The organism is Blastococcus sp. SYSU DS0828 (assembly GCF_054050975.1).
Genome location: NZ_JBJHAK010000008.1, coordinates 117,235 through 130,223, shown reverse-complemented (window position 1 = coordinate 130,223; position 12,989 = coordinate 117,235). Strand labels below are relative to the sequence as shown.

The window sequence follows — 12,989 nt, the reverse complement described above, 5'->3', positions numbered from 1 at the left end:
TTCGGCGGTTCTCTGCTTCGCTAGGTGCATGACGCTCGTCGCGCCCGACCCGACGCGGACGGTGCCTCTGCCTCTGCGCGAGCAGGCCGACGTGCGCGACCGATGGCTCACCCAGCGGCTGCTCGACGTCCTCCCCGGTCTCATGGACCGGGCGGGCATCGATCTGTGGATCGTCGCCGGACGGGAGTACGACGAGGACCCGGTCCTCGCCACGCTGCTCCCGGCCACCTGGTTGTCCGCCCGCCGGCGCACCATCCTGCTGCTGCACCGCAGCGACGACGGCGTCACCCCCGCCGCGGTCTCCCGCTACCCGGTCGGCCAGTTCCTGCCCGCGTGGACCGCCGACCCGCGGGAGCCCGCCGAGCGCGCCCAGTGGGCGGAGGTCCGCCGGTTCGTGGAGCAGGCCGGCCCGCGCCGCATCGGCATCGACGTCTCCGAGCGCTTCGCCCTGGCCGACGGGCTCTCCCACACCGAGCACCGGCTGCTCACCGAGGCGCTCGGCCCGTACGCGGACCGGCTGGTGTCGGCCGAGCAGCTCGCGGTGAGCTGGCTGGAGACCCGCCTGCCGGAGGAGATCGAGGCGCTGCGGGGGATGAACCGGCTGGCGCACCAGGTGATCGCGGAGGCCTTCTCCCCCGCCGTCGTCCGGGTGGGCCGGACCACCGCGCTGGACGTGGCGTGGTGGCTGCGGCAGCGGCTCCACGACCTGGGCGTGGAGCCGTGGTTCCAGCCGTCGGTGCTGGTGCAGCGCGCCGGCGTGCCCCTGGTCGAGGACGGGGGGACGCTGCTGCCCGCCGTCCCCTCCGACGCGGTGGTCCGGGCCGGGGACCTGCTGCACTGCGACGTGGGCCTGAGCTCGCTGGGGCTGCGGACCGACACGCAGCGCAACGCCTACGTCCTGCGGCCCGGCGAGACCGATGCCCCCGAGGGCCTGCGGTCCGCCATGCGGGCGGCCAACCGGCTGCAGGAGCTGACCGCGGCCGCGCTCCTCCCGGGCCGGACGGGCAACGAAGTGCTGGCCGCCGCCCGCGCCGCCGCGGCAGCGGAGGGTCTGGACGGGGACGTCTACTCGCACCCGATCGGCTACCACGGCCACGGGGCGGGGCCGGCCATCGGCCAGTGGGACCAGCAGCGGGACGTGCCGGGCGCGGGCGACTACCCGGTGCACGCCGACACGGCCTACGCCCTGGAGCTCGCGGTGCGCCGGCCGGTCCCGGAGTGGGGCGGCCAGTGCGTGCGGCTGGGGCTCGAGGAGGGCATCGCGCTCACTGCGGACGGCGTCGAGTACCTCGCCGGCCGGCAGACGGAGTTCCAGCTCATCGGCTGACGCGCCGCCGCTCCCCTGGACCAGGGAAGCGGCGACGCGGTGACCTCACTTCGTGCGGGCCTGGGCGGTCTTCTTGTCGTTCGCCTTCTGGATGGCGTCGACCAGCTCCTGCTTCTTCATCTTCGAGCGGCCGGAGATGTCGAGCTTCTTGGCGAGCTCCTGCAGGTGCTCCTTGGTGGCGTTCGCGTCGACGCCGCCCTTGGTCTGCTTGCCGGTGCCGCGGCCGCCGGCGGCCTGGGCGTCCGAGGGGCCCTTCTTGCCGCCCTCCTTCTTCTCCCAGTGGTCGCCGACCTTCTCGTAGGAGTGCTTGACCGCCGCCCACGCGACGCGGTTGGCGCGCTCCTCGTCTTCGTACTCGTCCACCGCCGAGTCGTAGGCCTTGGTGAACGTCCGCTGGGCCTTCTTGTCCGAGCGTCGCAGGGTGCTGGGCAGCTCGGACTGCTTCGCGTCGCCCTTCTTCGTCGTCTTCGGCATCGCTGTCTCCTCTCGGTTCGGGTGCGGCCCTACCCCGGGGGACGGAGATGATCACCTGATCGGGCCGCCGTCCCGCCGGACGGCGGGTCCACCCGCCCGACGGGACCGGGCGGCCGCTCCCCGGGTCGAGGAGCGACCGCCCGGCGCTCAGGCGGGTCCGGCGGGTCGGACCGGGCCGGTCACCGCCCGGCCTGCGCCTCCGCGAGCGTCTCGTGCAGGGCCCAGTAGGCGGGCTTGCGCTCGTAGTTCTCGAACATCACGGTCGCCGCCCCCTGGCCGGGCGAGAAGCTCGGGACCCACGAGTACTTGTCGTTGAAGCCCCAGATGGTGAAGGAGTTGCAGTCGTCCACCGACAGGCAGGCCTCGAGGACGCCCTCGTAGGTGTCCGCCTGCTCGGCGAGCTGCTCCGCGGTGGGCACCCCGCTCTCGGGGAGCGTGAACCGGACGTCCAGCTCGGTGATCGCGGTCTCCAGCCCCAGGTCGTCGAAGCGCTGCATGTTCTCGTCGAGGGTCTCCGGGAAGGGGTACTGCAGGTCCAGGTGGGCCTGGAAGGCGAACCCGTGCAGCGGGACCCCCTCGGCGAGCAGCTGCTTGGCGAGCTCGTAGTAGGCGTCGCTCTTCGGGCCGATGTCCTCGACGGCGTAGTCGTTGAGGAAGAGCTTCGCCTCCGGATCGGCCTCGTGCGCCCAGCGGAAGGCGTCGGCGATGATCCCCGGGCCGAGCCGCTGGATGAAGATGTTGGCAGTCGCGCCCGTCGAACCGTCCCGTAGCCGCACGCCGCCGTCGTCCCACGTGTCGGCGAAGATCTCGTTGGCGACGTCCCACTGGTCGATGCGGCCCTCGTAGCGGCCGACCACCGTCTGGATGTGCTCCTTGAGGATGGTCCGGAGCTCCTCGTCGGTGTAGTCGCCCTCGGTGACCCAGTCGGCCAGCTGGCTGTGCCAGAGGAGCGTGTGGCCGCGGACCTCCTGCCCGTGCCGCTCGGCGAAGGCGACGATCGCATCCGCCGGCCCGAAGTTGTAGACCCCGGGCTCCGGGTGGATGAACTCCCACTTCATCTGGTTCTCGGGGGAGACCGAGCTGAACTCCGTGGCGAGGACCTTCCGGTACCGGGGGTCGCGGGTGAACGGATCGGGGTAGCCGGCGTCCACGTGGTGCCCCCCGCCGGCGACCGCGGTCCCGATGACCAGGTCGTCGGGGGCGACGGTGCGCAGGCCGTTCCGGATGGCTGGGCCGCCGGCCCGGTCCTCCTGGGCCTGGGCCGTCGGTGCCGCCTGGTCCTGGGGCGCCGCCGCGGCGGGCAGGACCGCGGCGGAGATCGCGACCGGGACCAGGGCCACCCCGACCGCGCAACGGGCTGCCGCCCGCGAACCGAACCTCACAGAGCGCATGGTTTGCCTTCCCTCGAGACGTCGGAACAGCTTCCGAAAGTTTCCGGAAACCGGAGCCCGGACGTTACGTAGGTCACATGTGGGCGTCAATACGGGAACCCGCGGGCATCGGACGCCGTCGCCGGAGGCCGGCCCTCGCCCGTCAGGGGGAGCTCCGCGGCGCACCCGCCCGGGGCCGCGGGGCCGGCCGTAGGCTGGCCGCCCCGACCAGGAGGAGGTCCGTTGGCCGACGAGCAGACCGGCGCGGTGACCATCGCGGCGATCGCCGCGGCGGCCGGGGTGTCGGTCCCGACGGTCTCCCGCGTCCTGAACGGGCGGTCCGACGTGGCTCCGCAGACCCGCGAGCGCGTGGAGCAGCTGCTCCGCGACCACGGCTACCAGCGCCGAGGCGGCCGGGCCCGGGCGCGGCTGATCGACCTGGTCTTCAACGACCTCGACAGCCCGTGGGCGCTGGAGATCATCCGCGGGGTGGAGGACGTCGCCCACGCGGCAGGCGTGGGCACCGTGGTCACCGCGATCCACCGCCGGGCCAGCGCCACCCGGGGGTGGCTGGACAACCTCGGCGCCCGGGCCAGCGACGGCGCCATCCTGGTCACCAGCGAGCTGGACCCCGAGCTCGACGCGGAGCTGCGCAACCTGCAGGTCCCCGCGGTCGTCGTCGACCCGGCCGGCGTCCCGGAGCTGGACGTGCCGACCATCGGCGCGACCAACTGGGCGGGCGGCCTCAGCGCCACCGAGCACCTGACCGGGCTCGGCCACCGGCGCATCGCCTTCGTCGCCGGCACGCCCGATCTCTGGGCCAGCCGCGCCCGCCTGGCCGGGTACCGGGCGGGCCTGGAGACCGCCGGGCTGCCGTTCGACGCCGACCTGGTGGTGGAAGGCGACTTCGGCTACGCCTCGGGAGCCCGCGCGGCCGACCGCCTTCTGGCCCTGCCCGACCCGCCGACCGCCGTCTTCGCCGCGAACGACCAGATGGCACTGGGGATCTACGAAGGAGTCCGGCGCCGGGGCCTGCGCGTGCCCGAGGACGTCAGCGTCGTCGGATTCGACGACCTGCCGGAGGCCCGCTGGTCCTCCCCGCCGCTCACCACGGTGCACCAGCCGCTGACCGAGATGGGCGTGCTGGCAGCACGGACGGTGCTGCGCATGGTGGACGGCGAGACCATCGAGAGCCCGCGGCTGGAGCTGGCCACGCGGCTCGTCGTGCGTGACAGCACCACCCCGTCACGGCTGCGCCCCGCCGAGCCGGTCTCCTCCTAGGAACGGGAGGGCCGGGACGACCACGGCACCACCGCGCGCGCCGGTAGGTTCCCGCCGTGGACGCGAACACCTTCTGGACGCTGGTCGAGGACACCCGCGCGGAGGCGGCCGAGACCGCGAAGGACTCGGTGGTCGCCGAGCACGTCGCGACCCTCACGGCCGCCCTCGAGGAGCTCTCGGACGACGACGTCCTCGGCTTCTACCGCCAGCTGATGGCCGCCCGCGCCCGGGCCAACCGCTGGGACCTCTGGGCCGCCGCGTACCTCGCGCTCGGCGGCGCGAGCGACGACGCCTTCCTCGACTTCCGGAACTGGCTGATCAGCCAGGGACAGGCCGCCTACGAGCGCGTGCTCGCCGATCCGGACGCCCTGGCCGACCTCGAGTGGGACGAGGACGAGGACGACTTCGGGTGCGCCGAGGAGTGGGCCTACGCACCCCTGGAGGTGCTGGAGGACCGTGGCTTCGCCGAGGAGGACCTGGACCCGGGGCCCGACGAGGTGGACGACCAGTTCGGTGAGCCGTCCGGTGAGCCGTTCCCGCAGGATGACGACGAGTGGTTCGCCGCCCGCTTCCCGCGGCTCTGGGCCGCCTACGGCCAGAGCTAGCTAGCCCTCCAGGTACCTGCTCCAGTGCGCGCGCTCGGCGTCGGTCATCGGCCGGCTCGTGTTCGCCGCGAAGTCGAAGACCACCAGGACGACGTCGGCCCGGATGGCCACCTCGCCGTCCTGCGCCAGCTCCTGCCGCATCGTGAAGGACTTCGTGCCCAGCCGGGTCACCCAGCTGCGCACGCAGAGCTCCTCGCCGACCCGGTAGTAGAGCTGGCGCAGGTAGTCGACCTCGAGCCGGGCGAGGATCAGGCCGCCTCCGGCGTGATCCTCGCCCAGCGCGAGCCGCGCGTCCTCGAGCAGGCTCAGCGCCCGCGCGTGGTTGACGTGACCCAGCATGTCGGGGTCCGACCAGCGCAGCCGGACCGGGTGCTCGTGCCGCACGTCAGGGCAGGTCGGCGGTCTCGGCGGACTGCCGGTGGGCACCCTGGGCGTCGTCGGGATCGGCGTTGACCGTCCGCTCCTCCGACTCGGCCAGGATGACCTCGGCGGCGACCTCCTCCATGCCGCTGCCCTGCAACGCCGCCTCCTCCGGGAGCAGCTGGGACCGCGTCTCCACGTTGTCCTCGGTGACGTTGTCCAGCGCCTCGGCGCTGGGCTGCTTCTGCGTGGTCACGTCAGAACCGCTGCTGCTCGGTGCCGAGGCCGAGGGCCTCGGCCACCTCCTGGACGTTCTCGAACTGCCGGCCGGCCGGCAGGCGCTGCAGGTCCGAGAGCACCCGGTCGGCCGCGGGCCCCTCCTGCGCCTTGGCGATCAACTGGTCGCGGTCGGCCGGCCACACCTCCTTGCCGAGGGCCTCGGCGAGTGCGGCGCGGCGCTCGATGCCGCGCTGATCGGTTCCGGGCGCGGTGCCGGGCTGGTGCGGGTCGCTCACGGGTGGTTCTCCTTCGGGCTTCGTTGCGGATGTCAGGCCGACGGCGTCGAGTCGTCGGTGTAACGGAGGATCGCGGCGACCGGCTCGCCGTCGGGGAGCGCCGCACGGGGCGCGACGAGCACCCCGGCCGCGCTGGCGGCGGCGGCGGCGACCAGCGCCCGGCCGGCCGGCACGACGGTGCCGTGCACGCCCAGGGAGTCCATGTCCTGCTGCTTCACACCGAGCTCGAGCGGGCCGTTGCCGACCAGGAGGGTGGCGTCGTCCTGCTCGTCGGCGAGCAGGAGGGTCTCGACCTGCCCCTTGCGCAGCGCCTCGACCACGGCGGCGGTGCCGGTGAGCGCGAGCCCGTGCGCACCGGCGGCCTGCACCTTCTCGAGGGCGTCTGCGATGTCGCGTGCCTCGTGCTCGGCGATCAGCTCGGCGGTGCGGGCGTCGATCGCTGCCCGCTCGGCACCGGCGGCGCGACCACCCTCCTCCATGGTGACCACCAGGTCCGACCATGCGGCGTGCGCCTTGTCGCTCAGGATCTGCCGGGCCCGCACGTCACCGGCGACGAGGATGAACCGCAGCGGCAGCCGCCGGGCCAGGGAGTCGAGCTCGTCGGCGACCAGTCCGAGGTTCTCCTCCCACTGGTTCTCGGCGGTGTGCATGTACGTGTTGTGCGCCCAGCCGCCGACCTTGACCTTGCGCATGTGGAAGGTGTCGCCCTCCACCTGCTTCTCCTGGTCGGGCCGGCCGGGGAGCCCGGCCGTGGTGATGTCGGCGCCCGTGCGGTCGGCGACCACGACGACGTGCGGCAGGCGGCCCGCGAGCTGGGGCAGGATCTGCACCAGGTCGGGCTGGTCGGCCCACTCCGCGGTCTCCCGGGCCGGCGCGTCGGCCAGCGCCTCGTCGAGCACGACGGAGCCGTCGGAGGCGACGACGACGGCGCGACCCTTCAGCGTGCCGGCCTCGCCGCCCTCGTTGCCCTCGAGCAGCCGGCCGCGGACGGCCTCGACGACCGTCTCCGGCGCACCCTGCTCCGCGAGCTGCTCGGTGAGCGCACGCACGCGCAGCTCCAGCTCCGCGTCGGCGTTCTCGTTGGTGTGCGTGACGTCGGCGCAGACCGTGGCGTAGGGCCCGGGCGCGGCGAACACCGGCTCCAGGAAGGACACGTCCATGTCGGGGGGACAACTCCTCGGTCGATCGGGGGTGTTCGGATGGCGGGGCGGCGCGGAGCCGCGACTCCCGCCGTCGCCGCCTACCCACCGGCCGGAAGCTCACACCCGGTGTCGTTTCCGGGAGGCGGGGGTAGGCGGTGCGGCGACACGGACCCGCAGAGAGGACGAGGGATGACGGAGCACGACCAGCTGCCACTGCCCGACTACGACCACCTGCCGGTGGAGGGCCTGGCCTCGCGGATCCGGACGCTGGACGCCCAGGGTCTGGAGACCGTGCTCGAGTACGAACGCGCCCACGCCGACCGCCCGCAGGTGGTGGCGATCATGGAGAACCGGCTCCAGGCGCTCCGCGAGGGCGCCCAGCCCTCGGGTGGCGACCCCGCCGCACCGGCGGCCGACGACCCGTCGCACGCCGCGGCCGGCTCCAAGGTCTCCGAGGCGACCACGGGGCCCGCGATGAACCCGCCCTCGCAGGGCGACCCGACGAACCCCGCCCAGCCCCGCTCCACCGGCTGACCTGACTCGGGCCGGCCCGTGCAGGGTCGGCCCGAGTGGGGGCCGGAGGCCTCCGCGCAGGGACGACGAAACGGCTCCACGTCGCCGGGGAACGGCCATGGGCCGCGGTGTCGTCCGGAGGACGACGATGTGCTCAGCCGCTGAACGCTGCGGCGATGTCCATGACCGCGGGGCCGAGCAGCACGATGAACAGCGTCGGCAGGATGCAGAGGATCAGCGGGAAGATCACCTTGACCGGGATCTGCATCGCCTTCTCCTCCGCGCGCTGGCGGCGCTTGAGCCGCATCTCCTGCGCCTGGGTGCGCAGCACGTCGGCGATCGAGACGCCGTACTGGTCGGCCTGCACCACGGCGCGGATGAAGCGGCGCAGGTCGGGGACGCCCGTCCGCTCGGCGAGCGCCAGGTAGGCGTCGCGACGCGGCTGGCCGACGGCGATGTCCTGCAGCGTGCGCACGAGCTCCTCCGCCAGCGGCCCCGTGCCGTTGCTCCCGGACCGCGCCATCGCCGACTCGAAACCGAGCCCCGCCTCCACGGCGATCGTCATCTGGTCGAGCGTGTCGGCCAGCTCGAGGGCGATCGCCTCCTGCCGCTCCTGGCCGCGGCTGTACAGGAGCAGTTCGGGGAGGAAGTAGGCGACGACGGTCGCCACCACGGCGACCACGACCATCAGCGGGCCGGGCCGGGCGGTGGCCACGAGCAGCCCCAGCGCCCCCGCGATCAGGGCCAGCACCAGCTTCGCCGCCACCAGCCTCGGGACCGGCCAGGCCGCCGGGCGACCGGCCGTGCCGGCGAGACGGTTGAGCCGGGCCACCGTTCCGCGGGGGGTCAGGCCCCGGGCGACGCGGGTCAGCACCCCCGGCCCGGAACTGGCCGCGGCGGCCGCGCCGGTCGGGCCGAGGCCGCGCACCAGGTTGTCGCGCGCCTGGGCCGTCGCGGCGGAGGAGCGGGCGAGCAGCGCCCAGCCGAGCAGCGGGACGGCGACGCTGACCGCGAGGGCGGCCAGCAGGACGGGAACGGGGACGCTGCTCATCAGAATTTGATCGCCACGGTCTTCTTGAGCCACAGGCCCCCGACCAGCAGCATCACGGCCGCCGCGGCGAGCATGGCGTAGCCGACGAGGCTCTCGGTGAACTTCGCGATGTAGGCGGGGTTGGTGATCGAGATGAACCCGGTCACGCCGAACGGCAGCGCCATGAGCACGACGGCCGAGAGCTTGCCCTCGGCCGACAGCGCCTTGACCTGACGGCGGATGGCGTTGCGCTCGCGGATGGTGTTCCCGACGGCGTCCAGCACCTCGGCGAGGTTGCCGCCGACCTCGCGGTGGATGGCGATCGCCTGGGCGACCCAGGTGAAGTCGTCGCTGCCCATCCGGGCGGCGACCTCGTCGAGCGCGTCGCTGAGATCGCGGCCGACGCGCGTCTCGTTGACGATCCGCGCGAACTCCTCCGAGGTCGGCGCCTCGGCCTCGTGGGACACCGAGTCGACCGCCCTCAGCAGGCTGTGCCCGGCGCGCAGGCTGCTGGCCATCAGCTGCAGGGAGTCGTCGAGCTGGTCGGCGAACGCGGCCTGCCGCCGCCCGGCGCGGAAGCCGAGCAGCAGCTTGGCGCCGACGGGCACCAGCACCACGAACAGCACGGCGAGCAGCGGGCCGCCGAGCAGCCCGCCGACGAGCCCGGCGACGACGGTGGTCAGCCCGACGGCGAGGACGAAGTTCGGCAACGTCGTCGCCATGCCGGCCCGTTCCAGGGCGGCGGCGCCGGCGGCGAGCCGGCCACGCTTGAGCAGCACCTTCTCGACCGCGGCTCCCGCCGCCGCGCCGGCGCCGGCCAGCGCGGACGCGGGGGGTGCCACGGACGGGTCGAGCCGGGTGAGGGGCACCCGCGGGGGGCCGGCCGGGACGACGACCAGGGCGAGGATCAGCAGGGCGGCGGAGATCGCGGCGACGCCGAGCACCAGGAGGAGCTCGCTCACCGCTCCCACCTCGAGGGGCGGGCCGGCTCCGCGGCGCCGAACACCCGCGGTGAGAGGGTGATGCCCAGCTCGTCGAACCGGTCGGTGAACCGCGGCCGCACCCCCGTGGGCACCGGCTTGCCGAGGAACCTGCCCGAGGCGTCCACGCCGGCGGAGTAGTCGAACAGGAACGCGTCCTGCAGCGTGACCGTCTCGCCCTCCATGCCCTGCACCTCGGTCACGTGGGTGACCCGCCGGGTGCCGTCGCGCAGCCGGGTGAGCTGGACGACGACGTCGACCGCGGAGGCGATCTGCTCGCGGATGGCCCGCAGCGGCAGGTCCATGCCGGCCATGAGCACCAGCGTCTCCAGCCGCGCGATGGCGTCACGCGGGGAGTTCGCGTGCACCGTCGACAGCGAGCCGTCGTGCCCGGTGTTCATCGCCTGCAGCATGTCCAGCGACTCCCCGCCGCGGCACTCCCCCACCACGATCCGGTCGGGCCGCATGCGGAGCGAGTTGCGCACCAGGTCGCGGATGGTGATCGCGCCCTTGCCCTCGATGTTCGGCGGGCGTGACTCCAGCCGGACGACGTGCTCCTGCTGCAGCTGCAGCTCGACGGCGTCCTCGATGGTGACGATCCGCTCGCCCTCCGGGATGAACGAGGAGAGCACGTTGAGCAGCGTCGTCTTCCCGGTGCCGGTACCGCCGGAGACGATGATGTTGAGCCGGGCGTCGACGCAGGCGTGCAGCAGCTCGGCCATCTCCGGCGAGAGCGTGCCGAAGCCGATCAGGTCGTCGACCCGGAACGGGTCCTTCGCGAACTTCCGGATGGTCAGGGTGGAGCCGCTGAAGGCCAGCGGCGGGATCACCGCGTTCACGCGCGAGCCGTCGGCCAGCCGGGCGTCGACCAGCGGGGAGGACTCGTCGATGCGGCGGCCCACGCGGGAGACGATCCGGTCGATCACCCGGCGCAGGTGCTCCTCGGAGGTGAACCGGGTCGCGGTGCGCTGGAGCCTGCCGCCGCGCTCGACGTAGATGGAGTCCGGCCCGTTCACCATGATCTCGCTGACCGCGTCGTCGTCGAGCAGCCGCTGCAGCGGGCCGTAGCCGAGCACGTCGTCGGCGAGCTCGGCGGTCAGCCGCTGCCGCTCCTCGGCGCTGAGCGGGACGTTCTCCTCCTCGACGACCTCGTCAAGCTCCTTGAGCACGACGGCGCGCAGCGCGTCCTCGGCCATCGACGGGTCGTTCATCCGGCTGCCCATGCGCTCGAACAGGGCCTTGCCCACGCGGTCCTTCAGCCGCGCCAGCGCGTCGGTCGGCGGCGCAGGGGCGGGCGATCCGGTCGGACGGGGGACGGCGGCCGGGCGCACGACCGGGGCGGGCACCGCGGTCGCCGGCCGGTCGGTGCCGGCGTCGGCTGCGGGCCGGGCCGCGGGCGCGGGCGCGGCGGGCCCCGTTCCCTGGCGCGCGGCCTCCAGCCGCTGGGCGAGGTTCACGCCTCCGCCCGGTGCTTGGCCCGGTAGCGGCTGGCCTTCATGAGCGGGGTGGCGGAGAAGCGCGACACCAGCCGGCGCAGCTCGCGCACCATCGGGTCGCGGCGGCCGCCGCTGGTCAGGATGGGCACGCCCTGGTTGGTGGTGGCCGGCACCGCCTTCGACCGGGGCAGGACGACGTCGACCCCCGTGCCGATCGTCGTCTCGACGTCCCGGACGGTCAGGCCGCCCTTGGGGTCGGCGAAGTTCATGACGACGTGCCGGCCGGCGGGGATCATGCACAGCTCGCGGAGCACGTCCATCTCCTTGCGCAGCCCGCGCACCCCCGGCACGTCCATGCTGGTGAGCATCACGACGTCGGAGGCGCGGTCCAGCGCCGCCAGCGTCTGCTCCGACAGCCCCGGGGCGGTGTCGACGACGACGTACCGGAACTCCCGGGCCAGCGAGGCCAGCAACCGGCTGACGTCGTCACCGGTGATCGTGTCGCCGGCCGCCGGCGACTCGGACCCGCACACCGCGTACAGCCCGCTGGGGTGCTGGGTGAGGAACGTCTTGAGGACCATGGTGTCCTCGCTGGCCGGCCCGTGGACGGCGTCGGGCAGCGTGTACTCGGGCACCAGGCTCAGGGCGGAGGCGACGTCGCCGAACTGCACGTCGAGGTCGACGAGCACCGTGGACTGGGGCGCGGCCGCGGTCAGCCCGATCGCCAGGTTCGTGGAGACCGTCGTCTTGCCCACGCCGCCCTTGGGCGAGGCGATGGTGATGACCCGGCCGGCGTAGCGGTCGGTCTCGGCCACCGGCCGCAGCACCCGGCGACGGCCGGCCGCCGCATGCCCGGCGCGCTCGACCGCGGCGGCGATCTCGGCCACGTCGGCGTCCGGCGGGAGCAGGTCGCGGATGCCGGCGCGCATCGCCGACCGCCACATGTCCGGGGACGGGTCGGCCACCAGGACGACGGTGATGCCCGGTGACTGCACGTCGAGCCGGCCGGCCAGGGTCAGCACCTCGGGCGCCGGCGTGTGCGGGCCGACGAGCAGCACGTCGGGCAGCTCGTCGTCGACCAGCTGCTCGAACAGCCGCGCCGGATCGCTGGGCAGCCGGCCCGGCGGCAGCACCTGCAGATCGCCGCCGGTGGCCTCCTTCACGCGCAGGACCAGGTCCTCGCCGGCTCCGGCCAGGACGACGCGGCTCATGAGTAGGCCTTTCCGTAGATGGTGTCGGGGGTGAGCACCTGGGTGCGGGAGACGTCGGGGTCGGGCGGTTCGAGGGACAGCCAGACGCTGGCGTGCTCGGCGGCGAAGACGACGGCCTCGGCCTGCGCGGCCGTCACGGCGAAGGTGACCATGAGGCTGCCGGAGGGGGCCGGTGCGGAGACGGCCGGCGTCGCCCCGTCGGCGGGCGCCGCGGGCGGGGCGGGTGCCCCCTGCACCTGGGTGACCAGGACCTCGTGCAGGACGGCGTGGGTCGTCGCCGGGTCGCCCATGGAGACGAAGACGCCGACGGTGTCGCCGGCGGCCAGCCGGCCGCCGACGGCCCGCTGGGGCTCCAGGACGATGCTCACCTCCTGCATCCCCTCCGGCACCGGCACCGTGCCGGGCGCCTGCCGCTCCTCGGGCCGTACGAACCGGCTGTCGAGCAGCTGCTCGCCGGGCGCGAGGTCGACGGTGGCGACGCGGTCGGCCAGCGTCGCCAGGTCGGTGACCCGGCCCGGCAGCGCCGCCTTCGCCGGCAGCAGCTCGATGCCCACCAGCTCGCCCAGGGCCGCGCCGGGGGTGCCGGCGGGGATGAGGGCCTCGGCCACCAGGACCTGGACGGTCTGCACGCCGGCGAGGGCGCGGGTCTCCGCGCCGCGCACGTAGCCCACGAGGACGACCGTGCCGGCGACGACGAGCGCGAGGGCCACCGCGGTGGCCAGGAGTCGACGTCTCACGTGGGCGC

The 12,989-nt window shown here is 74.0% G+C and carries 15 protein-coding genes; 4 read left to right on the top strand and 11 right to left on the bottom strand.

Going from position 1 to position 12,989, the window contains the following annotated elements; all coding sequences use genetic code 11:
- Positions 1 to 28: 28 nt before the first annotated feature.
- Positions 29 to 1,327: a M24 family metallopeptidase gene (locus ACI79Q_RS09025; RefSeq protein WP_456614567.1), complete on the top strand. Its 1,299-nt coding sequence runs from the start codon at positions 29 to 31 to the stop codon at positions 1,325 to 1,327.
- A 45-nt stretch (positions 1,328 to 1,372) separates the two neighbouring features.
- Here the strand turns inward: ACI79Q_RS09025 and ACI79Q_RS09020 are convergent, their stop codons facing one another.
- Both ACI79Q_RS09020 and ACI79Q_RS09015 read right to left on the bottom strand, forming a co-directional pair.
- Positions 1,373 to 1,801, bottom strand: a complete 429-nt coding sequence (locus ACI79Q_RS09020; protein ID WP_456614566.1) for a ChaB family protein — start codon at positions 1,799 to 1,801, stop codon at positions 1,373 to 1,375.
- Between the two features lie 179 nt (positions 1,802 to 1,980).
- Positions 1,981 to 3,183: an endo-1,4-beta-xylanase gene (locus ACI79Q_RS09015; protein ID WP_456589028.1), complete on the bottom strand. Its 1,203-nt coding sequence runs from the start codon at positions 3,181 to 3,183 to the stop codon at positions 1,981 to 1,983.
- Between the two features lie 231 nt (positions 3,184 to 3,414).
- On the opposite strand from ACI79Q_RS09015, the gene ACI79Q_RS09010 reads away from it, so the two are divergent.
- Together ACI79Q_RS09010 and ACI79Q_RS09005 are read left to right on the top strand one after the other, a co-directional pair.
- A complete protein-coding gene (locus tag ACI79Q_RS09010; RefSeq protein WP_456613601.1) occupies positions 3,415 to 4,452 on the top strand; it encodes a LacI family DNA-binding transcriptional regulator in 1,038 nt (345 codons plus the stop codon).
- 56 nt (positions 4,453 to 4,508) lie between these two features.
- A complete protein-coding gene (locus ACI79Q_RS09005) occupies positions 4,509 to 5,057 on the top strand; it encodes a DUF4240 domain-containing protein (RefSeq protein WP_456613600.1) in 549 nt (182 codons plus the stop codon).
- On the opposite strand, the gene ACI79Q_RS09000 is transcribed toward ACI79Q_RS09005, so the two are convergent.
- The 4 genes from ACI79Q_RS09000 to ACI79Q_RS08985 are packed head-to-tail and all read right to left on the bottom strand — an operon-like array spanning position 5,058 to position 7,092.
- Positions 5,058 to 5,441: an acyl-CoA thioesterase gene (locus ACI79Q_RS09000; protein ID WP_456589025.1), complete on the bottom strand. Its 384-nt coding sequence runs from the start codon at positions 5,439 to 5,441 to the stop codon at positions 5,058 to 5,060. It abuts the gene before it with no gap.
- Position 5,442: 1 nt separating this feature from the next.
- Entirely contained in the window at positions 5,443 to 5,673 is a 231-nt protein-coding gene (locus tag ACI79Q_RS08995) for a hypothetical protein (protein WP_456589024.1), read from the bottom strand.
- A gap of 1 nt (position 5,674) precedes the next feature.
- Positions 5,675 to 5,932: a DUF2795 domain-containing protein gene (locus ACI79Q_RS08990; protein WP_456589023.1), complete on the bottom strand. Its 258-nt coding sequence runs from the start codon at positions 5,930 to 5,932 to the stop codon at positions 5,675 to 5,677.
- Between the two features lie 32 nt (positions 5,933 to 5,964).
- A complete protein-coding gene (locus ACI79Q_RS08985; RefSeq protein ID WP_456589022.1) occupies positions 5,965 to 7,092 on the bottom strand; it encodes a baeRF2 domain-containing protein in 1,128 nt (375 codons plus the stop codon).
- Between the two features lie 171 nt (positions 7,093 to 7,263).
- Here ACI79Q_RS08985 and ACI79Q_RS08980 point away from each other — a divergent pair, with 171 nt between their 5' ends.
- Positions 7,264 to 7,608, top strand: coding sequence for a hypothetical protein (locus ACI79Q_RS08980; protein ID WP_456589021.1), 345 nt, complete (start codon positions 7,264 to 7,266; stop codon positions 7,606 to 7,608).
- Positions 7,609 to 7,741: 133 nt separating this feature from the next.
- On the opposite strand, the gene ACI79Q_RS08975 is transcribed toward ACI79Q_RS08980, so the two are convergent.
- From ACI79Q_RS08975 to cpaB, 5 genes are read right to left on the bottom strand one after another with little or no spacing between them, the layout of a single operon-like run.
- Complete coding sequence (locus ACI79Q_RS08975; RefSeq protein WP_456589020.1) at positions 7,742 to 8,638, bottom strand: type II secretion system F family protein; 897 nt, start codon at positions 8,636 to 8,638, stop codon at positions 7,742 to 7,744.
- On the bottom strand, positions 8,638 to 9,579 hold the full coding sequence (locus tag ACI79Q_RS08970) for a type II secretion system F family protein (RefSeq protein WP_456589019.1): 942 nt from the start codon (positions 9,577 to 9,579) through the stop codon (positions 8,638 to 8,640). Before ACI79Q_RS08970 ends, ACI79Q_RS08975 begins: the two co-directional genes overlap by 1 nt.
- Complete coding sequence (locus ACI79Q_RS08965) at positions 9,576 to 11,054, bottom strand: CpaF family protein (RefSeq protein WP_456589018.1); 1,479 nt, start codon at positions 11,052 to 11,054, stop codon at positions 9,576 to 9,578. The genes ACI79Q_RS08970 and ACI79Q_RS08965 overlap by 4 nt, the downstream gene beginning before the upstream one ends.
- Positions 11,051 to 12,244: an AAA family ATPase gene (locus ACI79Q_RS08960; RefSeq protein ID WP_456589017.1), complete on the bottom strand. Its 1,194-nt coding sequence runs from the start codon at positions 12,242 to 12,244 to the stop codon at positions 11,051 to 11,053. Before ACI79Q_RS08960 ends, ACI79Q_RS08965 begins: the two co-directional genes overlap by 4 nt.
- On the bottom strand, positions 12,241 to 12,981 hold the full coding sequence (cpaB, locus tag ACI79Q_RS08955) for a Flp pilus assembly protein CpaB (protein ID WP_456589016.1): 741 nt from the start codon (positions 12,979 to 12,981) through the stop codon (positions 12,241 to 12,243). The genes ACI79Q_RS08960 and cpaB overlap by 4 nt, the downstream gene beginning before the upstream one ends.
- Between the last annotated feature and the right edge of the window lie 8 nt (positions 12,982 to 12,989).

Coding starts and splice junctions, on each gene's coding strand:
- ACI79Q_RS08975 (WP_456589020.1), bottom strand. CDS start 8,638: ATGAGCAGCGTCCCCGTTCCCGTCCTGCTGGCCGCCCTCGCGGTCAGC.
- ACI79Q_RS09025 (WP_456614567.1), top strand. CDS start 29: ATGACGCTCGTCGCGCCCGACCCGACGCGGACGGTGCCTCTGCCTCTG.
- ACI79Q_RS08985 (WP_456589022.1), bottom strand. CDS start 7,092: ATGGACGTGTCCTTCCTGGAGCCGGTGTTCGCCGCGCCCGGGCCCTAC.
- ACI79Q_RS09020 (WP_456614566.1), bottom strand. CDS start 1,801: ATGCCGAAGACGACGAAGAAGGGCGACGCGAAGCAGTCCGAGCTGCCC.
- ACI79Q_RS08960 (WP_456589017.1), bottom strand. CDS start 12,244: ATGAGCCGCGTCGTCCTGGCCGGAGCCGGCGAGGACCTGGTCCTGCGC.
- ACI79Q_RS08980 (WP_456589021.1), top strand. CDS start 7,264: ATGACGGAGCACGACCAGCTGCCACTGCCCGACTACGACCACCTGCCG.